19 protein-coding genes are annotated in these 21165 nt (G+C 70.0%); 7 read left to right on the forward strand and 12 right to left on the reverse strand.

The annotated features are described in order from the left end of the window. Positions 1-1581, reverse strand: coding sequence for a serine/threonine-protein kinase (locus tag OIC96_RS20070; RefSeq protein ID WP_330306524.1), 1581 nt, complete (start codon positions 1579-1581; stop codon positions 1-3). A gap of 327 nt (positions 1582-1908) precedes the next feature. On the opposite strand from OIC96_RS20070, the gene OIC96_RS20075 reads away from it, so the two are divergent. Both OIC96_RS20075 and OIC96_RS20080 read left to right on the forward strand, forming a co-directional pair. Next, positions 1909-4032 carry a hypothetical protein gene (locus OIC96_RS20075; RefSeq protein ID WP_330306523.1) on the forward strand — a complete coding sequence of 708 codons (2124 nt, stop codon included), beginning with the start codon at positions 1909-1911 and terminating at the stop codon, positions 4030-4032. Then, positions 4032-5576: a hypothetical protein gene (locus OIC96_RS20080; protein WP_330306522.1), complete on the forward strand. Its 1545-nt coding sequence runs from the start codon at positions 4032-4034 to the stop codon at positions 5574-5576. Before OIC96_RS20075 ends, OIC96_RS20080 begins: the two co-directional genes overlap by 1 nt. 27 nt (positions 5577-5603) lie before the next feature. Here the strand turns inward: OIC96_RS20080 and OIC96_RS20085 are convergent, their stop codons facing one another. The 9 genes from OIC96_RS20085 to hemL form a co-directional block, all read right to left on the reverse strand. After that, positions 5604-6017: an SRPBCC domain-containing protein gene (locus OIC96_RS20085; RefSeq protein WP_330306521.1), complete on the reverse strand. Its 414-nt coding sequence runs from the start codon at positions 6015-6017 to the stop codon at positions 5604-5606. A gap of 121 nt (positions 6018-6138) precedes the next feature. Beyond that, entirely contained in the window at positions 6139-6813 is a 675-nt protein-coding gene (locus OIC96_RS20090; protein ID WP_330306520.1) for a CU044_5270 family protein, read from the reverse strand. A 38-nt stretch (positions 6814-6851) separates the two neighbouring features. After that, a complete protein-coding gene (ccsB, locus tag OIC96_RS20095; RefSeq protein WP_330306519.1) occupies positions 6852-7961 on the reverse strand; it encodes a c-type cytochrome biogenesis protein CcsB in 1110 nt (369 codons plus the stop codon). Further along, positions 7958-9844 carry a cytochrome c biogenesis protein ResB gene (resB, locus tag OIC96_RS20100; protein ID WP_330306518.1) on the reverse strand — a complete coding sequence of 629 codons (1887 nt, stop codon included), beginning with the start codon at positions 9842-9844 and terminating at the stop codon, positions 7958-7960. Before resB ends, ccsB begins: the two co-directional genes overlap by 4 nt. 3 nt (positions 9845-9847) lie before the next feature. After that, the gene (locus tag OIC96_RS20105; protein WP_330310236.1) at positions 9848-10609 is read right to left on the reverse strand and encodes a cytochrome c biogenesis CcdA family protein; all 762 of its coding nucleotides are present in this window, start codon (positions 10607-10609) and stop codon (positions 9848-9850) included. 21 nt (positions 10610-10630) lie between these two features. Beyond that, a complete protein-coding gene (locus OIC96_RS20110) occupies positions 10631-11257 on the reverse strand; it encodes a TlpA family protein disulfide reductase (RefSeq protein WP_330306517.1) in 627 nt (208 codons plus the stop codon). Positions 11258-11347: 90 nt separating this feature from the next. Then, positions 11348-12595: a hypothetical protein gene (locus tag OIC96_RS20115; RefSeq protein WP_330306516.1), complete on the reverse strand. Its 1248-nt coding sequence runs from the start codon at positions 12593-12595 to the stop codon at positions 11348-11350. Positions 12596-12801: 206 nt separating this feature from the next. Beyond that, the gene (locus tag OIC96_RS20120) at positions 12802-13503 is read right to left on the reverse strand and encodes a histidine phosphatase family protein (RefSeq protein WP_330306515.1); all 702 of its coding nucleotides are present in this window, start codon (positions 13501-13503) and stop codon (positions 12802-12804) included. Beyond that, a complete protein-coding gene (gene hemL, locus OIC96_RS20125; RefSeq protein WP_330306514.1) occupies positions 13500-14816 on the reverse strand; it encodes a glutamate-1-semialdehyde 2,1-aminomutase in 1317 nt (438 codons plus the stop codon). Before hemL ends, OIC96_RS20120 begins: the two co-directional genes overlap by 4 nt. Positions 14817-15247: 431 nt before the next feature. On the opposite strand from hemL, the gene OIC96_RS20130 reads away from it, so the two are divergent. Both OIC96_RS20130 and OIC96_RS20135 read left to right on the forward strand, forming a co-directional pair. Continuing rightward, a complete protein-coding gene (locus OIC96_RS20130; protein ID WP_330306513.1) occupies positions 15248-15883 on the forward strand; it encodes a hypothetical protein in 636 nt (211 codons plus the stop codon). Between the two features lie 33 nt (positions 15884-15916). Next, on the forward strand, positions 15917-16780 hold the full coding sequence (locus OIC96_RS20135) for an SAM-dependent methyltransferase (protein WP_330306512.1): 864 nt from the start codon (positions 15917-15919) through the stop codon (positions 16778-16780). Between the two features lie 55 nt (positions 16781-16835). Here OIC96_RS20135 and OIC96_RS20140 read toward each other — a convergent pair whose 3' ends face one another. Continuing rightward, positions 16836-17126 (reverse strand): hypothetical protein, encoded by a 291-nt coding sequence (locus OIC96_RS20140; RefSeq protein ID WP_330306511.1) that lies wholly within the window; start codon positions 17124-17126, stop codon positions 16836-16838. Next, positions 17123-18232 (reverse strand): magnesium and cobalt transport protein CorA, encoded by a 1110-nt coding sequence (locus OIC96_RS20145; protein WP_330306510.1) that lies wholly within the window; start codon positions 18230-18232, stop codon positions 17123-17125. The genes OIC96_RS20140 and OIC96_RS20145 overlap by 4 nt, the downstream gene beginning before the upstream one ends. Before the next feature lie 204 nt (positions 18233-18436). Between OIC96_RS20145 and OIC96_RS20150 the strand changes: the two genes are divergently transcribed. From OIC96_RS20150 to OIC96_RS20160, 3 genes are all read left to right on the forward strand, one after another. Continuing rightward, positions 18437-18985 (forward strand): universal stress protein, encoded by a 549-nt coding sequence (locus OIC96_RS20150; RefSeq protein WP_330306509.1) that lies wholly within the window; start codon positions 18437-18439, stop codon positions 18983-18985. A gap of 382 nt (positions 18986-19367) precedes the next feature. Next, positions 19368-20300: a hypothetical protein gene (locus tag OIC96_RS20155; protein WP_330306508.1), complete on the forward strand. Its 933-nt coding sequence runs from the start codon at positions 19368-19370 to the stop codon at positions 20298-20300. A gap of 184 nt (positions 20301-20484) precedes the next feature. Beyond that, positions 20485-21165 carry a class F sortase gene (locus tag OIC96_RS20160; protein ID WP_406501905.1) on the forward strand — a complete coding sequence of 227 codons (681 nt, stop codon included), beginning with the start codon at positions 20485-20487 and terminating at the stop codon, positions 21163-21165.

Genomic DNA, 21165 nt, shown 5'->3' on the forward strand with positions numbered 1-21165 from the left:
CTAGCCGGCCGAGCCAGTCGGCTGAGCCGCCCTTCGCTCCAGATCCGCGGTGTAGCCGTAGGCCGTCCAGCGCAGGCCGCCGTCCATCTTCTCCAACGTGTACTGGGTGCCCGACCCGGCGCACATGGGATCGGAGATCATGCCGGCCGGGTCGTAATTGACCGTAGTGGCGGTGAGTACGACTTTGTCGTCGCCGCGGGACTCGACCGTCGCCGTGCCCCAGCAGTGCTTGCCCGGCTCACGGAACGTGAACGTTGCCGTATGCGCGCCGTGCGCCGCGTCCACGCCGGTCAGCTCGATACGCCGGTATGCGTCTTCCGTACCGCTGACGGTCTTGGTCTCCCACACACCGTCGAAGGTCGGAGTGTCCCCGCCACCCGGCAGATTCATCGCGAGTGTGACTCCGAGCGCCGCCACGACGGCCGCACCGCCCAGCGCCACGCTGAGCGTGCGGCCGCGACGCCGCTTCGGCCGGGGCGGCGCCGCCGGGGTGCCGGAGGACGGCGAGACCGTCGCGGTGGCCGTGGGCAGCAGCGCAGCCGCGGGCTGGTCCGCGAGCGGCGGGGCCTTCGGCGGCTGGGCCGGAACCGGTGTGGGTGATGATGGCGCCGCCACAGCCGGAGGCGAGGCCGGAGCCGGATGCGAGGCCGGAGTCGATGGCGCGGCAGGTGCCGCCGACGGCTCATGCCCGCCCTCCGTGTCGAGCAACTGCGCCGCCCTCCTCCCCAGATCGGCGAGCAGTTCCCCGGGCAGCCACGGACTCGTCCCCGCCCGCGTACGCCGCAGTACCTCGTCGACAGCGGGGCGCCGGGACGGGTCCTTGGCCAGGCAGTCGCTCACCAACTCCCGTAGGCCGGAAGGGACTCCGGTGAGGTCGGGCTCTTCCTCGGCCACCCGGAACATCAGGACGTGCAGCTCGCTGTCGGGCTGGCCGAACGGAGTCCGCCCCGAGACGGCGTACGCGAGCACCGATCCCAGGCAGAACACGTCGGACGCGGGTGTCAGCCGCTGTGCGCGCACCTGCTCCGGCGACATGAACCCCGGCGAGCCGATCACCGCGCCCGTGCGCGTCCTGATCCCCTCCACCACGGTGTCCAGGGCTCGTGCGATGCCGAAGTCGATGACGCGGGGCCCGTCGACGGTGACAAGGACGTTGGAGGGCTTGAGGTCACGATGGATCAGGCCCGCCGCGTGGATGTCCCGCAGCGCGTGGGCGAGGCCGTTCGCGAGCACCCGCACCGAGTCCTCGGGCAGCGGCCCGTGGGGCCCCGCGACCACCGTGTGCAGATCGGGCCCCACGACGTACCTCGTGGCCACCCACGGTGTCCCGGCCTCGGTGTCGGCGTCGATCACGGGCGCCGTCCAGGTGCCGCCGACCTTGCGTGCCGCCTCGACCTCGTACGCGAACCGCCGCCGGAACTCCGGCTGTTGGGCGTACCCGGCCTGGACCACCTTCACGGCGACGGTACGCCCGCCCGCCGACCGGGCGAGATAGACCTGCCCCATGCCTCCCGCGCCGAGCCGCCCGATCAGCCGGTACGGCCCGATGTATGGCGGGTCACCGACCCCGAGTGCCTCCATGCCGCTCCCCCGCTCCCCCGCGCCTCCCGGCCCCGGCCACCATCGATCAAGGTAGCCCTGTGGCGCGCGCTTTGGCAGAAGTCACGAGGCGCGACAGAAGATGAGGCGCGGCAGAAGATACGGCAGAGGTCCTTCTCGCTCAAAGCAGGTCCACGGCCCCGACACTTTCGTAACCCAACGGACACCAGGCGCCCTATCCCGAACCAACTCCCCCTTTTTAAACTGTTGTTGCTACACCTCAAAGCAGCCATGACGACAGGAACAGCAGCAGGATCAGCAGCGGGATCAGCAGCAGGCGGGACTCGGACCGCAACAGGGGGAGATGCGGTGCACAGAGGGCTGCACGGCCGGGGGGCGCTGTTCGACACCGATCCGCCGGGGCTCGCGTCACGGCTGGTCGGTCTGCGGCCGTATCAGCTTCGGGCGACGCCGTACGAACACCCTGACGAGCTGCCGTTCGTGGTGTTCGCGGGCGGTCGGGGGCTCGGGAAGAGTGCCGTGCTGGGTGAGCTGCGCGACGCCTATCGCGGGCACACCCCGGTCGCGCTGATCGACGGTGAGGAGCGGCAGTTCGGTGCTCCTCCGGCCGAGCGCCCGGTGGAGTCGTGGTCGCCGGTGGGGCAGGCGCTGACCACGGTCGCGGAGCAGCTGGCCGAGCCGGTGACGGGCGCCGGGCGGATCGGTTTTCCCCGGCTGGCGGCGGGGCTGCTCGCGGTCGCGGCGGGCGGCTGGAGCGACCGTGACGTGCCGCGCATCCGGCAGGAGGCCGAGCGGATCCTGCTGCTGAACGAGACGGGCGGCGGCCGGCTGTCGGGGTTCGCGGGCCGCTGGGTGAGCAAGGTGATCTCCAAGGTCATCGCCTCGCTGAGCGGTACAGGTCCGGTGATCGCGCCGATCATCGAGGCCACCCTGGAGGCGTTCGCCGAGGGGATCGGCCCCGCCCCCCGCCGGCTACGCAGGGCCGCCGCCTGGTACCGCGACTATCCGAACGCGGGCGGCAGCCCCAAGCTCGCGCTGATCCTCCTGTCCCGGCACTTCAGGGCCGGCGGCGACTCGCGAAGACACGCCGAGCGCTATCTCGTACGAGCCCTGCTGGCCGACCTCGACGACGCGTACGCGGGGGTCATGCAGCGCTCGCACCGCCGGGGGCGCCCCCTCGTGCTGATCGACAACGTCCAGGAGCCCGCGGGTCTCGGGCTCCTGGAGCCGGTGCTGCGCGACCGCGCCGACGGCATCGCCGATCAGGTCGTGTTCCTCACGGCGCTCCGCGGGTACACCCACCCGGCGCTGCGCAACGCCGGTCGCCGTACGCTCCCCGAGACCGCCCGGGAGTCCGGCTGGACGCCGGGCACCTCGCCCTCCTCGCGGGCGCTGCTCGTGTCGCTGCCGCCGCTGACGCCCGACGACACGCTGCACATCGTGGACACCGCCTCCGACCGGCTGGGCGCCACCTCCGGCGGAACGGTCGTGCCGCCACAACTCCCGCACGCCACCCACCGGTTGACTGGCGGCAGCCCGCTCGGCATCACCCTGCTCGCCGAGTCGGCCCGGCAGAACCTGCCCCAAGGGGCCGCGTCGCTGGGCGCGTTGCTCACCGCGGACGTCGCCGTGCACGAGGACCACGACGGCCGCCCGACCTATCAGGAACTCCTCGACCGGCTCGTGCCGGGCGGCCGCCTGGACGAGCTGACCGTGCTCGCCGCGGCCCACGACCGCGAGTCGGCGTGCACGCTGGCAGAAGCCCAACTGCCCGACGACTTCGGCGCGTCGGGCGTCCTCGACCTGGAGGAGCGGCTCTCGGCGGAGGGCTGGCCGACGTCGGCCGGGCAGTTCGTCGGCGACCCGTTCCTGCGCGCCCTGCTCCTGCTGCGGCTGCACCACGGCGACCGGAACCACGAGCGGTGGCGGGCCGTGCACCGCACCCTCATCGACCACTACGACGACGAGGACCCGCACGGCAACGCCCGCTACCGGCTGCACCACGAACTCGCCCTGGGCAAGGCGGACTTCGCGGTGGCGCACCTGCGCGACACCTTCCCGCGCACCGACACCCGGACTTGGCTGTCGTCCCTGGTCTTCATCGCGTCCGCGCCCTACTACCACGCACACGACCCGGACGGCCGGGACTTCGACGGCCACGACCACCGGGCCTCCGTCGCGCTCGGGCACACGGACGCGGCCCAGCAGCCGCCGGACAGCGTGGACGCCGTACTGCACTTGCGCGTACGACGGCTGCTGCACGCCGTGTGGCAGCTGACCGATCCGCTGGTGCTGCCGGACCCGAAGGTGACCGAGCGGCTGCGGTTCGAGCTGGAGCAGCTGTCGAATCTGCGGCCCGCGGGCAACGCCCTGCTGTGGCGGGCCTCGCGGGACTGGCCGTCGGACGCCCTGGCCGGCCACCCCTTCCGCATCCCGGGCGACGACGACGAGAACGGGGACGGGGGCCGGTGATGGCACGTGTGTGGACCTGGCTGCGCGAGGACGTCTGGGAGATTCGTTTCCGCAGGTATGTCGCGCTGACACTCGCGGCCGCCCTCGCGGCCCTCGGCGTATGGGGCGGCATGACGGCCACGAAGGAGGACCGGTCCTGCGCCCCCGGGGTCGTCCAGCCGAAGGGCAGTGACGAATGCGTGGGCGTCTCGTCGACGACGTACGCCTTCGCACGGCCCCAGTTCGCCGAGACCGTCCAGGCGATCAACCGCGAGAACCACCGCCTCAAGCCCGGCAGTTACGTCACCGTCGCCCTGCTCGAACCCTTCACCGCGACCGACGCCGACAACCTGGGCGATGTGCTGCACGAGCTCCAGGGCGCCTATCTGGCCCAGTACCAGGCCAACCATGTCACCACCGGGCTGAAGCCGAAGATCCGGCTGGTGCTCGCCAACCCCGGTTCCACCGGCGCGTATTGGCAGCACACGGTCGACCAGCTGGAAGGCATGACGAAGGGGCGCGACCGGCTGCGCGCGGTGACCGGGGTGGGCCTGAGCACCGAGAACAACAAGAAGGCCGTGCAGGAGCTGACCCGCCTCGGCATCCCGGTGATAGGGAGTTCGATCACCGCCGACAACCTCGCCAACGGACAGAACGGCAAGGACCCCTTCCCCGGGCTCGCCCGCGTCTCCCCCACCAACACCGACGAGGCGCGCGCCCTCGCCTCCTTCGCCCAGGTCTCGGCCGCCAACGCGTTCCTGGTGTACGACCGCACGGGCGACCCGTACACGCGCACGCTCCAGAAGTCGTTCGAGAAGATGCTCAAGGGCGCGCGCTACGAAGCCCAGCCGTTCACGCCGCCCGCCGACCGCAGCAAGGAGGGCAGCACCGCCAACGTCTTCGCGCAGATCGCCAACATCCTGTGCAACACGCCGAAGAGCACGGACACCATCCTCTTCGCGGGCCGCCACACCCAACTGCGCCAGTTCATCAACGCGTTGGGCGCCCGCGGCTGCTCCGACCGCCGCTTCACCGTGCTCACCGGCGACGAGGGCTCGTACCTCGCCGGGGACAAGGACCTCGACCCGGCCGCCCTCAAGGACCCGCGGCTGACCGTGCGGTACACCGCCCTCGCCCACCCGGACGCCTGGCTGAAGGACACCGCGAGGACCGGCGGCAGCATGGCCGACGCCAAGGTGCTCCAGCAGCTGCTCGACAGCGCCGGGCGGGAACCGGTCGGCCCGGTCGGCAAGGTCGCCCTGGACGACGGCCAGCTGATCATCGCGTACGACGCGATGCGGCTCGCCGTACACGGCATCCGCGGGGCGTCGCCCACCGGGAAGATCCCGGCCCTCGCGGACGTCGGCCTCCAGTGGCCGCAGGTCAAGGGCAAGCAGCTGCGGGTCAACGGGGCGAGCGGGTGGATCTGCCTCGACGCCCACGGCAATCCGTACGACAAGGCCGTACCGATCGTGGAACTGACCCCCGACAGCCACTCCCGTTTCGTGAAGATCGCCTGGCCGGAGGGGAAGCCTCCGGCGCAGGAGTGCCTGCCGCCGTCCTAGCCGTTTCTTACGGGAGCCGCCGCCGTCCTAGCCTCCGAGTGCGGCCAGGAGCCGCTCGAACCGGGCCCGCCACGGCGGCTCCCGCTCCTCCTCCAGCTCGTGCGTGAAGCGGACCGTGGTCCCGGTGCCGTCCGGCGCCCCGCGCTCCAGATGGAACCGGACCCGACCGCGCTCCTCCACGGTGTACTCGGCGACGCGCTCCACGTCCCAGGCGGTGATCCGCCCGCTGCCCAGCCCGTGCAGGGTGACGGCCCCGCCGAGCCGCGGCTCGAAGACCTCGGCGGTGGCCAGCCACCCCCGCAGGCCTTCGGGGGTGGCCAGCGCCTTCCAGACCTTCTCCACAGGCTGGGGAAAGCGCAGCAGGTAGTGCAGGACCCGCGCGTCCCCCCGGGTCTCGGTGGCGCCCTCTTCGATGGGTGGTCGATCGATGGGTCGGGTCATGACACCAGCGTGGCGCGTGGCGGGGCGTTCCGCACCCGATAAGGCCGCTGACCTGCTCCTTTACAAGTGAGGGAGCGGACCGCTCAGGGCCGCTGCCCCGCCTTGTCGACGATCTCCCGCTTCAGGACGGCGCTGGATCCGGTGGTCTGTCCCTTCTTGAAGCCGGCGGGCCGGTCCTCGACGGCGACATACGCTCGCCGAGGTATTCCTTCGTCTTCTTGTCGAAGATCAGCTCCTCGCGCTCCCCGCTGTCCACCCGCGCGACGGCCACGCCGTGCCGGCCCGCCGCGTCCACGGAGTCCGGGACCACGACGACCCCGGGGATCTTCGCCGCCGCCCGGAACAGGGCCGCGGCGACGTCCGGCGGCAGCAGCGACTCGCCCACCAGGTCGCCGACGAGCACGAAGGTGTTCTGGTCCTCGCTCTTGCCGCCGTGGCTGTTCTTGTGCAGCCACTCCAGCATCCTGTCGGGGTCGGTCGGCAGGGTCTGGAGGTTGCGGTAGTCGGTGTTGCTGGGGACGCCGGGGGTGCTGGGCTCCAGCTTGACGTGGCCGAGTCTGTCGCGGTCCTCTTCCAGCAGACCCCAGCGCGTGCCGTCCACCGACAGCCAGATCTCCCGCTGGTGGATCGGGTCGAGCCGGGCCGGCTTGCCCTCCTCCTGCGTGGAGTAGCCGACCTTGCTCTCGATGTAGACGAACTGGACGACCGTCGCGGCCACGGCGGCGACCGCGGCCACGGCGATGGCGGGCCGCAGCCGCGTGGCGCCGTACGACGAAGGCCGGTTCCCATGACCCACGTCACAGGAACCGGCCTCGGCCGAGAAGGACTTACCGGCTAGACACCCGCGTACGAGTGCTTGCCGCTCACGAAGATGTTGACCCCGTAGTAGTTGAAGAGGAAGCAGGCAAAGGCGATCAGCGCGATGTAGGCCGCCTTGCGTCCCTTCCAGCCGGCCGTCGCGCGGGCGTGCAGATAGCAGGCGTAGGCGACCCACGTGATGAACGCCCAGGTCTCCTTGGGGTCCCAGCCCCAGTAGCGGCCCCAGGCGTCGCCCGCCCAGATCGCGCCCGCGATGATCGTGAAGGTCCACAGCGGGAAGACGGCGGCGTTCACCCGGTACGAGAACTTGTCGAGCGAGGCCGCCGAGGGCAGCCGCTCCATGACGGAGGTCGCGAAGCGGCCGGGCTGGCCACCGTTCACGAGCTTGTTCTCGTACGAGTCCTTGAACAGGTACATCAGGGTGCCGACCGCGCCCACGTAGAAGACCGCGCCGCAGATGATCGCCGTCGAGACGTGGATGTACAGCCAGTACGAGTGGAGCGCGGGAACCAATTGGTCGCTCGCGGTGTACAAGACAGTGACGGCGAGACCGAGATCGAGGAGGACCGTGGTGACCAGGGGGAGGCCGATCCAGCGGACGTTCTTCTTCAGCGCGAGCAGCACGATGTACACGGCGACGGCGACGGTGGAGAAGGTGATGTTGAACTCGTACATATTGCCCCACGGGGCACGCCGCACCGACGTGGCGCGGGCCACCACACCCGCCGCCTCGACGGCCCACGCGAGCACGGTGAGGGACACGGCGATACGGCCGTAGAGGTCGCCCTGCTCGTCCCCGCCGTGCGCACCGGGCCCGTCGGGCACGTCACGGGCGCCGACCGCGGACCGGGTGACGACCTGCGGCCGCTCCAGGACGGTGGTGCCGCCCGCCTTCTTCACCGTGACAGCGGGAGCCGCCTTGGCCTTCGCGCTCTTGTCGTTCTGCGCGGTGAGCGCGTTGGCCGTGCGGGCGACCTTGCTGCGGCTGCCGAAGAGCCACTCGGCGATGTACGCGAAGAACGCCAGCATGTAGACGGCCATCGCGGAGTAGATCAGCGTGTTGCTGATATTGGCGAGGTGTTCGTTGGTGGCCGTGGCCAGTTCGGTTGCGGTGGCGAGAGTCACTTCTCAGCCCCTTCGGCAGGTACGGGGGGTTCGGCGTCGGGGTGCGGTTCGTCTTCGTCTGTTGCGTCTACGTCTGCGGCTGTTGCGCCGTCTGCGGCTTCGGCTTCGTCGGACTTGGTCGGCGCCTGCTCGTGCACCAGCGCGGCCAGGTCGCCGAGTTCCTCGGGCAGCTTCGCCGACTCGCTGCGGCCCAGGCCCGCCATCTCGACGACGGTGACACCGTCGGCGCCGGTGGTGGCCCGCACCCAGACGCGGCGGCGCTGGATGAAGAGCGACCCGGCGAGACCGAAGATCGCGGTGAAGGCCCCGGCCAGCGCCCAGTCACTGCCGGGCTGCTGGGTGATCTGGAAGCCGGCCCACTCCTTGATGTCCTTCTCGAAGGTGATCGAGCCGGCGCCGTTCGGCAGCTTCATGGTCTCGCCGGGCAGCAGCCTCTTCTTGAGGATGTCGCCCTTCGAGTCCTTGAACTGCTTCATGTTGGAGGTGTCGAGTTGGTACACGTTCTGCGGAATGCCCGAGTTGACCCCCAGGCTGCCGTGGAAGCCGGACAGCGCGAGCACGGGGAAGTCGAGCGCGGGGAACTGGGAGAACATCGTGCCCTTGCCCGCACCCGCGAAGGTCGGCACGAAGAAGGCGGAGAAGCCGAGCTGTTCGCTGCGCCCCTGCCCGTTCTTGTAGCCGTCCATGACCTTGATCGCGCCCTGCGAGGTGACGTTCGCGTCGAGCGGCAGCATGGGCACGGCCTCATGGAAGACGACGTTGCCCTTGCCGTCGCGGACGGTGACGACGGGCGCGTAGCCGTGGCTGACGAGGTAGACCTTCGAGTCGCCGATCTTGAGCGGCTCGTTGACCTTGACGGTGGTCTTCTTGCCCTTGCCGTAGGCGCCCACGCTGTAGGTGATGTCGGCCTGGAAGGTGCGCGGGGTGCCCTTGTTGGGGCCGGTCCGCTCGTACGTGGCGGTGAACTTCTTGAGGTGGAAGCTGAACGGCGTGAGGTCGTCGTTGCTGAAGAGGTTGCCCGACTTGAAGTCGTCGTACTGCGACAGCGTATTGGAGAAGCCGCCGCCCTCGACGATCAGCTTGTTGCCCTCGGACTTGAAGAGCTGGCCCCAGGCGAAGGCGACGAGCATCACGATCAGCGCGATGTGGAAGAGCAGGTTGCCGGTCTCGCGCAGGTAGCCCTTCTCGGCGGCGACGGCGTCCCCGGCGACATGCGCCCGGAAGCGGCGCTGCTTGAGCACCTTGAGGGCGGCCTCACGGACCTGCTCGGGCGCGGCGTCGGTGCGCCAGGTCGCGTACGCGGGCAGCCGGGTCAGCCGCTTCGGGGCGCCCGGCGGACGGCCGCGCAGCTGCCCCACGAACTGCCAGGTGCGGGGCACGATGCAGCCGATGAGCGAGACGAAGAGAAGGATGTAGATCGCCGAGAACCACACCGAGCTGTAGACGTGGAACAGCCCGAGCTTGTCGTAGACCGGCCCCAGCAGGCTGTGCGCGTCCTTGAAGTCCGCCACCTTCTGGGCGTCGGTCCCGGACTGCGGGATCAGCGAGCCGGGGATCGCGCCGAGCGACAGCAGGAAGAGCAGGATCAGCGCGACCCGCATGGAGGTGAGCTGCCGCCAGAACCAGCGGGCCCAGCCGATGACCTCACGCCCGGTCCAGGCGATCCATCCCTTGGCACCGGGGGCCCGGACACCGCCGAAGGATCCGGGCATCGCGGTGTCCACCGGCGCGGTGGAGAGCTGCGAACCGGCTTCGCCGAGTTCGCCGTCGGCGCTCACGCCGACGTGCCGCTTGGGGGCCGCCGCCGGTTCCGTCGCCCGGCCGGCGTCGTCCGCCGTCTCGTCGGCGCCGTCCGTCGTCCGGCCGGTGTCAGTCGTGCTCATGGATCAGATCCCTACCGTGAAGCCGTCGGACCAGGTCTGCATCTCCTGCACGATGCTGTCCCACGCACCGGTCAGCAGCAGCAGGCCGGTCGCGATCATCATGCCGCCGCCGATCCGCATCACCCACGTGTAGTGGCGCTTGACCCAGCCGAAGGCGCCGAGCGCCTTGCGGAAGGCGACCGCGGCGAGGACGAAGGGGATGCCGAGACCGAGGCAGTACGCGACGGTCAGTATGGCCCCTCGCCCGGCGCCCGCCTGGGTCATCGCGAGACCCTGCACGGAGGCGAGGGTCGGGCCGATGCAGGGGGTCCAGCCGATCCCGAAGAGCGCGCCGAGTATCGGAGCGCCCGCGAGTCCGGCCACCGGCCGCTTGTGGAAGCGGAATTCGCGCTGGGTGAGCCAGGGCATCAGCCCCATGAAGAAGACGCCCATGAGGATCATGAGCCCGCCGAGCACCTTGGACAGGCTCTCCTGGTGCTCGTGCAGGGTCGAGCCGAAGTACCCGAAGAGCGCCCCGCCGGAGACGAACACGACGGTGAAGCCGAGCACGAACAGGCTGGCGCCCGCCGCCATCCGCCCCCGTCTGGCCTCGGCCAGATCGGTGCCGCTGACCCCGGTGACGTACGAGAGGTAGCCGGGTACCAGCGGCAGCACGCACGGCGAGAAGAAGGAGACGAGTCCGCCGAGCATCGCGATCGGCAGGGCGATCAGCAGCGCGCCGCTGTAGACCGTCTCGTTCCTGCCGGTGGACTCGGCCAGGGTCATGGCGAGAAGGGACACGTCAGGTCACTTCTCCGCGAGGACGGGGTTGAGCATCTTGCGCAGGGTCTCCTCGCTGAGCGCCTGCAGCGTCCGGGCGGCGACCTTGCCGTTCCGGTCGATGATGAGCGTGGAGGGGATCAGCTGCGGGTTCAGCGTGCCCTTCTTGAAGCGGAGCATCAGCTTGCCCGTCGGGTCGTACAGGCTCGGGTAGGTGACCCCGAACTCCTTCTCGAACGCCTGGGCCGGACTGGTGCTGGTGTCGCGGGTGTTGATCCCGACGAACTGCACGCCCTGGTCCTTGGTGTCCTGGTAGACCCTCTCGAGGTTCTTGGCCTCGGCGCGGCACGGCCCGCACCAGGAGCCCCAGACGTTGACGACGACGACCTTGCCCTTGTAGTCGGCGACATCGAGCTGCTTGCCGTCGATGGTCTTGCCGGAGAGGTCGGGGACGGCGTCCCGCTCGCTCTTGGCGGCGGTGTCGATGCCGTTCTTGCCGGCGATGAAGTTGGTGTTGCCCGCGCCTCCGGAGGTTCCCCCGGAACCACACGCGGACAGGACGAGCGCCGCGACGGCGGCCCCGGCGGTGAGCAGGGCGGCGCGGCTACGAGAGGTGCGGTTCGGGCGCTGGTCGGCGCGGCAGGCGGCACTCATGTGAAAAGTTTCGCATGCCCGTTTCGGGGATCTTCCGCACCCCCCTTGCGGGCGGAAACCCGCATATCAGGCGGCCTGCCCACCGGGGGCTCAGGCGGCCTGTCCACCCAGGTAGGACTTCCAGCCGCCGGCCGGTTCCTGCCCCACGTCCATCGACTGAAGCCTGGTCAGCACCTCGGGCTTCTGCACATCCAGCCAGTCCACGAACTGCCGGAAGGAGACAAGGCGTACGTCGGCACCCTTCTCCTTCTCGCGCGCGATGTGCTTGAACGCTTCCTCGACGGCGTCCATGTAGATGCCGCCGTTCCACTGCTCGAAGTGGTTGCCGATGAAGAAGGGTGCGCGATTTGTCTCGTACGCCCTCTTGAACCCGGCGATATAGGACTGGGTCGCCTGGGTGCGCCAGGCCGGGTAGTTGTACGAGGGCGCCCTGGTCGTGTTGATCGACTGGTTGGCGAGGATGTTGTAGTCCATCGAGAGCACCTCGAAGGAGTGCCCGGGGAACGGCATCGCCTGGAGCGGCAGGTCCCACACGCCCTGGTTCTTCTGCGGCCAGCGCTGGCGGCCGCCGGGCGAGGAGGCGTCGTAGCGCCAGCCGAGTTCCTTGGCGGTGGGCAGCAGGTTGTTCTGGCCGAGCAGACACGGGGTGCGGCCGCCGATGAGTTCCTTCTCGTAGTCGAAGGGCAGCGCGGGCATGTCGGTCCAGCCCGTGTTGGTGCGCCACTCCTTCACGAAGGATTTCGCCTGGTCGATCTCACTGCGCCATTGCGCGGGCGTCCAGTTGGCGACCGTGCCGTAGCCGGAGCAGAAGTGGCCGTTGAAGTGCGTGCCGATCTCGTGGCCGTCGAGCCAGGCCTGGCGGACGCCCTTCAGCGTCGCCTTGATGTGCTCGTCGGTGAGATAACCGATGTCCGAGGCGCCCTTGGGGTTATTGGGCGGCAGGTACATGCGCTTTTTCGACTCGGGCAGCAGATAGAGCCCGGAGAGAAAGAACGTCATGTGGGCTTCGTGGTCATTGGCGAGTTCGAGAAAGCGGTCGAAGAGACCGGTCCCGACCTCTCCGGCCCCGTCCCAGGAGAAGATCACGAACTGCGGAGGGGTCTCGCCGGGCTCCAGCGGTTCGGGCCGCTTCGGCTGATGGGGCTGCTTGCCGGTGTAGGAGGTGGAGCCGTCACCGAGGGGACGCGCGGGGTGCTTCGGGGCGCCGGGCCGGCCACTGCGGGAACCGCTGCCCCGGCTCGGACCGTCTAGCGGAGCGGTACCGCACGCGGCAAGCCCCAGCGTGGCCGCGGCACCTGCCCCGAGGCCGATCATTCCCCTCCGGCTGATGTCCCGCATGCGGTCCCCATTTCATCGCGCCCTCTCAGCTGGCTCCCAGCTGGTACCCAATGAGAGGGCGCGATGAAGACGGGGGTTCCGTCAAACTCGCGCAGATTTATATGATTTTACGAAGATACGCTCGGATGGCATGACTGCATACGCTTTGTGACGGGGCGTACGCCGGTCATTACGCCGGTCATTACGCCGTCCGGAAAGCGGCCTGTTCAGGCCCCGAACGCCTTGTCCTTCCCCTTCACCGGCTTGGCGCCCGCGAGGAGATGGGCCGGGACGAGATCGCGGGCGGGCTCGGTGTAGCCCACGGAAACGATCTTGTCGCCGCGGTAGGTGAAGGTCGTCAGGGACGCCAGCGTGCACTGCCGCTTGCGCGGGTCGTGCCACAGCCGCCGCTTCTCCACGAAGGACCGCACGATCCAGATCGGCAGCTGATGGCTGACCAGCACCGCTTCATGCCCGCGGGCGGCGTCCTTGGCCGCGTCCAGCGCCCCCATCATCCGTACGACCTGATCGACGTACGGCTCGCCCCACGACGGCTTGAACGGGTTGACGAGGTGCTTCCAGTTCTCCGGCCGCCGCAGCGCGCCGTCGCCCACCCCGAAGGTCTTGCCCTGGAAGACGTTGTCGGCCTCGATGAGCCGGCCGTCCGTCGCGAGGTCGAGACCGTGCGCCTTGGCGATCGGGGTGGCCGTCTCCTGCGCCCGCTCCAGCGGCGAGGCGACGACATGCGTGACGTCGCGCGACGCGAGGTGCTCGGCGACCCGGTCGGCCATCTGCCGCCCCAGCTCGGACAGGTGATACCCGGGCAGCCGCCCGTACAGCACCCCATCCGGGTTGGCGACCTCGCCGTGCCGCATCACATGGACGACGGTGATGGCGCTGTTGTCGGTGGTGTCGATGGTCTCACTCATGCCGTGGCCTCCGCCGCTGCCCGTGCCGCCGCCGGAAGGGCGTCGGCGATCCGCTGAACCGCCTGCTCGTCGTGTGCCGTCGACACGAACCACGACTCGAACGAGGACGGCGGCAGATACACGCCCTGCGCCAGCATCGAGTGGAAGAACGCGGTGTACCGGAAGGACTCCTGCCCCTTCGCGTCCTCGTAGTCGCGCACCTGACGCCCGGTGAAGAAGACCGAGAACATGTTGGAGGCGTTCTGCAACCGGTGCGCCACGCCCTCCTTGGTGAGCGCCTCGGTCACCAGCGTCCGGATCCGCTCCGACACCGCGTCGACCTTCGCGTACGCGGCGTCGTCGAGCAGCCGCAGCTGGGCGAGCCCGGCGGCGGTGGCGACGGGGTTACCCGACAGCGTGCCCGCCTGGTACACCGGCCCCGCCGGAGCCAGATGGGCCATGACGTCCTTGCGGCCACCGAAGGCGGCGGCGGGGAAGCCACCGCCCATGACCTTGCCGAAGGTCATGAGATCCGGACGTACACCGTCAATGCCGTACCAACCGGCCTTGCTGGTACGGAAGCCCGTCATGACCTCGTCGGAGATGAAGAGGGCGCCGTTCTTGGCGCAGGCGTCCTTGAGCCCCTGGTTGAACCCGGGCGCCGGAGGCACCACACCCATGTTGCCGGGCGAGGCCTCGGTGATCACACAGGCGATCTCACCGGGGTGCGCGTGGAAGGCGGCGTGCACGGCTTCGAGATCGTTGTAGGGAAGGACGATGGTGTCGCCGGCCTGGGCTCCGGTGACGCCGGGGGTGTCGGGAAGGGCGAACGTGGCCAGGCCGCTGCCCGCCGCGGCGAGCAGCGAGTCCACATGCCCGTGGTAGCAGCCGGCGAACTTGATCACCTTCGCCCGCTGGGTGAAGCCGCGGGCGAGCCGGATCGCGGACATGGTCGCCTCGGTGCCGCTGGAGACCAGCCGGACCTGCTCGACGGGCTCGACGCGCGCGACGATCTCCTCGGCGAGGGCGACCTCACCCTCACCGGGCGTACCGAAGGACGTACCGCGCGAGACGGCCTCCTGGACGGCGGCGATGACCTCGGGGTGGGAGTGCCCAAGGATCATGGGCCCCCAGGAACAGACGAGGTCCACGTACTCACGGCCGTCAGCGTCGGTCAGGTACGGACCGGTACCGGACACCATGAACCGGGGCGTACCGCCCACGGCGCGGAAGGCGCGCACGGGAGAGTTCACGCCGCCGGGTGTGACGGCCGCCGCACGGTCGAACAGCGACTGCGAGGCTGGGGCTTCGTAGGGATAAGGCAGTTCTGTCATGACCTGCGACGTCTCCGACTCCGGGGGGCTAGTGACCTCCTCAGGGTAGGCCAGCGGCTCCGGGCGACCGTGAGCGGAAGAGTGCGGCACCATGACCGGAAGCATCCGCCGCCGTGACCGGAAGAGCACGGGACCGTGAACGGACGATCCCGGCGCCACGTACGGCTCCTCATACGGAAGATCCCGGCCATCGCGGGGGCCGGTGGACCGATGCCCGGTACGACAACCGGGCGCGGTTCCCCGGCCATCTGCGAAACTGGGACCGCGTACGGACAGCTCACATGAATCATGGGTGTTCAGAGGCCGCGAAGATCCTGCGGACAGGTGTTTCAGCGCACGTTTCGGCGTGCGGCCGTGGGGGAGGTCACTGTCACGATGATCGGGTTGCGTGGCGGGGGTCGCGCGCCTTAGAAAAGCAGTCGGGTGGAGATATGCATCGCGGTGGCGGACTGGGCGAGGGGACCGATGACCTCGGTCCTCGGCGTGCCCGGCGGGGAAAGCACCGGCGCGAGGCGGAGGAAGCGGCCGAGACCCGGGCCGGACAGACACAAGGATCGCAGGGTGGCGACTCCGAGCGGCTCGACCGCACGGTCGACCGGCTGCGGGCTGGGAGCGGGAATGGTGGCCGGGTGGGGGTGACGTACAAATACTTCGGCGCGCCGGACGGAGCGACGGCGGCCCGCGTCCCGATCTCCATGCGCCCCGAGGAACTCGGCGGCGACGAGCTCGGCATGAACGGCATGTTCACCAAGATCAAGCCGGAGACGATGGCCGCGATGGTCCTCACCGGCATAGAAGGCGTCCCCCTCCACAAGGTGCCCCCGCTCGAACTGGTCGTCCTCCACCCCGACTACGCCGTGGTCAAGCTCCCCATGACCGTCGTGGACCCCCTGCGCGGCATCGGCGAGGAGGCCGTCGGCGCGGCCGCCTTCATCTGGTCCACCGTGCCGGACCGGGGCGGGCCCCGGGACGCCTTCAACGTCTACCAGCTCCTCCACGAGTGGCAGGATTTCAGCCATCGTCTGCATGAGGCGGGGCATCAGCCGTACTGCCTGGTCTGGCCCTGATCCCGACACGAGTCCAGGACGGAGCCGGGCATCATGACCTCTCCCCGTTTTGACGGCAGCGACGGCAGCGACAACAGCGGCGGCAGTGACGCCCAGCCATGGGCGATCGACACGAGCAAGCCCCACCCGGCCCGGATGTACGACTACTTCCTCGGCGGGAAGGACAACTACGAGGCCGACCGGGCAGCCGCCGAGCAGTTCATCAAGGTGGCACCGGAGGTTCGGGACGGCGTCCGCGCCAACCGCCGCTTCATGCACCGCGCCGTCCGGCACGTCGTCGCGGAGGGCGGTGTCCGGCAGATCCTCGACGTGGGCACGGGCCTGCCCACCGAGCCCAACGTGCACCAGATCGCGCACGCCATCGCTCCCGGGACCCGCGTCGTCTACGTCGACAACGACCCGATCGTCAGCGCCCACGCGACGGCCCTCATGGACGGCACCGGCAGCACCACCGCCGCCCTCACCTCCGTCGTCCTGGCCGACCTGCGCGATCCCCGCGCCCTCCTCGACCACCCCGAGGTGCGCAAGGCCATCGACTTCGGCCGGCCGGTGGCGCTGCTGCTGGTGGCCGTCGTGCACTTCCTCTCCGACGCGGAGGACCCGGACGGCATCGTGGCCACCCTCCGCGACGCGCTGCCCACCGGCTCCTACCTCGTCCTGTCGCACGCGACGGGCGACATCCACGAGGACCGGCGCGAGGACGCGGCGTCCGTCTACAACAAGGCCACCGCCACCCTGAACCTCCGCCCCCACGACCGGGTCCAGGGCTTCTTCGGCGACTTCACCCTCGTCGCCCCGGGCCTGGTCCAGGTCCCGGACTGGCGCCCCGACGAGCCCCCGGGGCGAGACGCCCCGCCGATCGGCATCTACGGCGGAGTGGCCCGCAAGAACGGCTGACCGACCGACCGGCTGACCGGCTGACCGACCGACAGGCCCGTCGGCCCGATCCCGCTCAACGCTCGCTCTCGTCGCCGTAGAAGCGGCCCTCCTCGCACAGGGCGTCGAGGGCCGCGTTCTCCTCCTCGCTCAGCTGCGCGTCCAGCGCGACGTCGATGAAGCGTCGGGCGCGGGACAGTCGCCGGGCGACATCCCAGTCGAGGACGAAGGTGCCGACGGTGTGCTCGTCGGCGGTTCCGGACGCCATGCGGGATCCGAGCCGGTCGAGGGAGACGACGAACTCGTTCAGGTCCTGGAGGACCGTGACGACCTCGTCGAGGGGGATGCGGATCTCACGGGAGGTCACAGCCAGCCGTTCCTCTTGAACCCTCGGTGGATGACGAAAGAGGCCGTCGCGATGACCGCGAGGGCGAGCGGGTAGCCGTAGCGCCAGTGGAGTTCGGGCATGTGGTCGAAGTTCATGCCGTAGAGGCCACAGACCATGGTCGGTACGGCGATGATCGCGGCCCACGCGGTGATCTTCCGCATGTCCTCGTTCTGGGCGACGGTCACCTGGGCGAGGTGCGCCTGGAGGATGGAGTCGAGCAGGGCGTCGAAGGCGCCCAGCTGCTCGGTGACGCGGGCCAGGTTGCCGGCGACGTCGCGGAAGTACGCCTGTATCTCGGGGGCGATCGCGCGCGTCGGCTCGGTGGCCAGCAGCTGGAGGGGGCGGGCCAGGGGTGCCACCGCCCGCTTGAGTTCCAGGAGTTCGCGCTTGAGCTGGTAGATGCGGCCGGCGTCCGCGCTGCGGGGGCTGCGGGGTGAGAAGACGTCCTCCTCCACCTGCTCCAGGTCGTTCTGGACGGCGTCGGTGACGGTCAGGTAGTCGTCGACGACATGGTCGGCGATGGCGTGCAGTACCGCGGCCGGGCCCTTGGCCAGCTGGCTCGGATCGGCTTCGAGGCCCTCCCGCAGCGGGCCGAGCGAACCGTGCCGTCCGTGCCGTACGGTCACCACGAAGTCGGGGCCCGTGAAGACCATGATCTCGCCGGTGTCGACGACCTCGCTGGTCTCGGTGAGTTCGGCGTGTTCGACGTAGGTCACCGACTTGAAGACGGCGAACAGGACGTCGCCGTACTGCTCGACCTTCGGCCGCTGGTGGGCGTGGACGGCGTCCTCGACGGCGATCGGGTGCAGCCCGAACAGCTCGGCGACCCGCGCGAACTCCGTCTCGGTGGGTTCGTGCAGCCCCAGCCAGACGAAGCCGTGACCGCCGCGACCGCCGCGTCCGCGAACCCGGGCGACGGACTCCTCGACGCTGGGCTCGGCCTCCTGGCGCTTGCCGTCGCGGTAGATGACGCAGTTGACCACCGTGGAGCCGAGCGGGGAGCGGGCCGGGTGGCTGAGGTCCACCCGGCGTCCCCGCCCCCGTGCCAGACGGGCGACTTTGCGCAGGTTGTCGACCATCGACATGCGGTACTCCTTGAGCGGGGTGCGGCCAGCCAGTGTGCCAGGAAGGGGTAAGGGCGACGTCAGCGCCCGTGTCCCCGGCGTCAGAGGAGCGTCATGAACCGGCTCCGCACCGTCAGACGAACGTCAGCACCACGGTCCGCCGCCCCCTCGGCCGCTTCCATGGGAGGCGGACATCGTCACGGGCGTACGACCAGGGGGCACGCGATGGGCGAGGGTGAGCGGCGGCGCGTCGTTGCCGGGGTGAGCGGTTCGCTGGAGAGCCTCGCGGCGCTGCACCGGGGCGCGCATGAGGCCCGGCGCGGCGGTGCCGAGCTGCTGGCCGTGCTCGCCTGGCAGCCGCCCGGCGGTGAGCTCGCCCACCGGCGCGCGATGTACGCGTCCCCGGTCGTCGACTTCCGGCGCGCGGCCGGCGAGCGGCTGCGCACCGCGCTGCGTGCGGCGTTCGGCGACTCGGGGCCCGGGGTTCCCTTCCAGGGCCTGGTCGTCCGGGGTTCGCCCGGGCGGGCGCTGGTGGTGACCGCCGACCAGGCCGACGACCTCCTGGTGGTCGGCGCGGGGTGCCGCGGCCGGATGCGCCGCGCCCTGTTCCCCTCCGTCGCCCGGTACTGCGTCGCGCACGCCGGCTGCCCCGTCCTGGCCGTTCCGCCCTCGCCCCTGCGGAGCGAACTCGCCACCGTGCACCGCCGCATCGGCCTGCGACTGCCGCTCGACGCCCGGGAACTGACGGACGGCAGTCCGCGACCCACGTCCTGACCGCCTCCGGCGCTCCCGTCCGCGTCGCGAGTTCGGGAAGGTTCGGAAGGGTTCGAGAAGGGGGGGCGACTCCCCTTACTCCAGGCGGACCTGACGCACCCTCGTGCGGGCAGTCGTGTCGCGACCGATCGGGTTGTGCCCACGGCGTGGCGCAGACCCGGGACGCGACTGCTGAGCTAAGGCGAAACACCAGGTCAGAAGGGATCTGACGGCCCCCGGGCGAGCGAAGGGAGGCCGAGTGAGTGTGACTTCAGTGGTCCGCCAGGTGCGCGGCTCGAGTGGTGCGCGGGGCGGGACGGCCTGACGGTGGATCACGTCGGGGTCGGGTTCTCTTGAGCTGATGCGGTATCAGCTGCCCGGCTACGACGGAAGGACTCCGACGATGCGATCTGCCCGCATGCTCCTCGCCACCGCGACGGCTACGGCCGCCCTCGCCATCGCCGCTCCCGGCGCCCACGCCGTGACGGCCGGCGACTGGGGTGGCGACGATGACTCTTCCTACAGCAAGGAGCACGACAAGGACAGCGGCCACGACAAGGACAGCGACCACGGCAAGCCGAACGGCGGTATGCACACCGGTGGCGGCGCGCTGACCGCCATCAAGGGCGACGACTGGACCAAGGGGGACGACGAGAAGAAGGACGACTCGGACTCCGACCACGGCAAGGGCAAGGGCGACGACGACTCCGAGCACGGCAAGGGCAAGGGCGACGACGACTCCGAGCACGGCAAGGGCAAGGGCGACGACGACTCCGGCCACGGCAAGCCCAGCGGCGGCATGCACACCGGTGGCGGCGCGCTCGCGTTCGTGAACGGCGACGACTGGACCAAGGGCGACGACGAGAAGAAGGACGACTCGGACTCCGGCCACGGCAAGGGCGACGACAACTCCGACCACGGCAAGGGCAAGGGCGACGACGACTCCGAGCACGGCAAGGGCAAGGACGACTCGGACTCCGACCACGGCAAGCCCAGCGGTGGCATGCACACCGGTGGCGGCGCGCTGACCGCCATCAAGGGCGACGACTGGTCCAAGGACGACGGCGGTGACAAGAAGTTCGACCCGGAGACCTACAAGGACAAGGGCTCCTCGGACTCCGACCACGGCAAGGGCAAGGACGACTCGGACTCCGGCTACAGCAAGGGCAAGGACGACTCGGACTCCGACTACGGCAAGCCCAGCGGCGGCATGCACACGGGTGGCGGCGGGCTCGCCTCGCCGGGTCTCACGGCCGGTGGGCTGGCGGTCCTGGCGCTCGGTGCGGCCGGTGCGTACGCGGTGCGCCGCAGGAACGCGGAGGGCGGTGTGTCCTGACCCATGCCTGACGACATAGCAGCCCGGGCCGCCGCCCGCGCCCCGCGCGGCGGCCCGGCTCGCTCTCGTCCTGCTTGTTCTCGTCCTGCTTGTTCTCTCCCCGCTGTGTTGTCTTCCTGATTACCGCTGTGTCTGTTTCCCGCTGTGCCCGCTCTGCTGCCCCGTCCTAGTGAGGTGGTGCCCGATGGCAGCCCGGTTGCCCTCCCCCGCAGAAACCAAGTCCGTGCCCCCGGGGCAGGGCTCTAGCCCCGGCGTGCCGTTGATGGTGTGGTGCGCCGGAATCGTGGTCCTGGCGCTGAGTCTGTTCGGTGGCCAGGACGAGACGTCCGACGCCTCCGCCAAGCCCCATACCGTGGCGGCGCCCGCGCCGTCGTCGTCGGCCGCGCGAGCCGTCGGGAAGAGGGGAATGCCTCTGCCGCGGTCCAAGCCGACGCGGCTGCTCATCCCGAAGATCTCGGTGGACGCCCCGTTCACCGACCTCGCCATCGACTCGTCGGGCAAGCTCCAGCCGCCGCCCGCCGCCGACACGAACCTGGTCGGCTGGTACGCCAAGGGCGTGTCCCCGGGCGAGGCGGGCACCTCGATCATCGCCGGGCACGTCGACACGACGACGTCCCCCGCCGTGTTCGCCGAGCTCAGTGACCTGGACAAGGGCGACAAGTTCACCGTCAAGAGGGCCGACGGGCGCAAGGCCTCGTTCGTGGTCGACAGTGCCGAGACGTTCGAGAAGGACGACTTCCCCGACAAGCGGGTGTATGCCGACACCTCCGACGCCGAGGTCCGGCTGATCACCTGCGCCGGTGAGTACGACCATGCCGCGAAGGACTACACCGAGAACCTGGTCGTCTTCGCCCACCTCATCTGA

The organism is Streptomyces sp. NBC_00775, from assembly GCF_036347135.1.
GTDB lineage: Bacteria > Actinomycetota > Actinomycetes > Streptomycetales > Streptomycetaceae > Streptomyces > Streptomyces lutosisoli.

Coding starts and splice junctions, on each gene's coding strand:
- OIC96_RS20155 (WP_330306508.1), top strand. CDS start 19,368: ATGCGATCTGCCCGCATGCTCCTCGCCACCGCGACGGCTACGGCCGCC.
- hemL (WP_330306514.1), bottom strand. CDS start 14,816: ATGACAGAACTGCCTTATCCCTACGAAGCCCCAGCCTCGCAGTCGCTG.
- OIC96_RS20150 (WP_330306509.1), top strand. CDS start 18,437: ATGGGCGAGGGTGAGCGGCGGCGCGTCGTTGCCGGGGTGAGCGGTTCG.
- OIC96_RS20080 (WP_330306522.1), top strand. CDS start 4,032: ATGGCACGTGTGTGGACCTGGCTGCGCGAGGACGTCTGGGAGATTCGT.
- OIC96_RS20120 (WP_330306515.1), bottom strand. CDS start 13,503: ATGAGTGAGACCATCGACACCACCGACAACAGCGCCATCACCGTCGTC.
- OIC96_RS20160 (WP_406501905.1), top strand. CDS start 20,485: ATGGCAGCCCGGTTGCCCTCCCCCGCAGAAACCAAGTCCGTGCCCCCG.
- OIC96_RS20105 (WP_330310236.1), bottom strand. CDS start 10,609: ATGACCCTGGCCGAGTCCACCGGCAGGAACGAGACGGTCTACAGCGGC.
- OIC96_RS20070 (WP_330306524.1), bottom strand. CDS start 1,581: ATGGAGGCACTCGGGGTCGGTGACCCGCCATACATCGGGCCGTACCGG.
- OIC96_RS20115 (WP_330306516.1), bottom strand. CDS start 12,595: ATGCGGGACATCAGCCGGAGGGGAATGATCGGCCTCGGGGCAGGTGCC.
- resB (WP_330306518.1), bottom strand. CDS start 9,844: ATGAGCACGACTGACACCGGCCGGACGACGGACGGCGCCGACGAGACG.
- OIC96_RS20145 (WP_330306510.1), bottom strand. CDS start 18,232: ATGTCGATGGTCGACAACCTGCGCAAAGTCGCCCGTCTGGCACGGGGG.
- OIC96_RS20110 (WP_330306517.1), bottom strand. CDS start 11,257: ATGAGTGCCGCCTGCCGCGCCGACCAGCGCCCGAACCGCACCTCTCGT.
- OIC96_RS20135 (WP_330306512.1), top strand. CDS start 15,917: ATGACCTCTCCCCGTTTTGACGGCAGCGACGGCAGCGACAACAGCGGC.
- OIC96_RS20130 (WP_330306513.1), top strand. CDS start 15,248: ATGCATCGCGGTGGCGGACTGGGCGAGGGGACCGATGACCTCGGTCCT.
- OIC96_RS20085 (WP_330306521.1), bottom strand. CDS start 6,017: ATGACCCGACCCATCGATCGACCACCCATCGAAGAGGGCGCCACCGAG.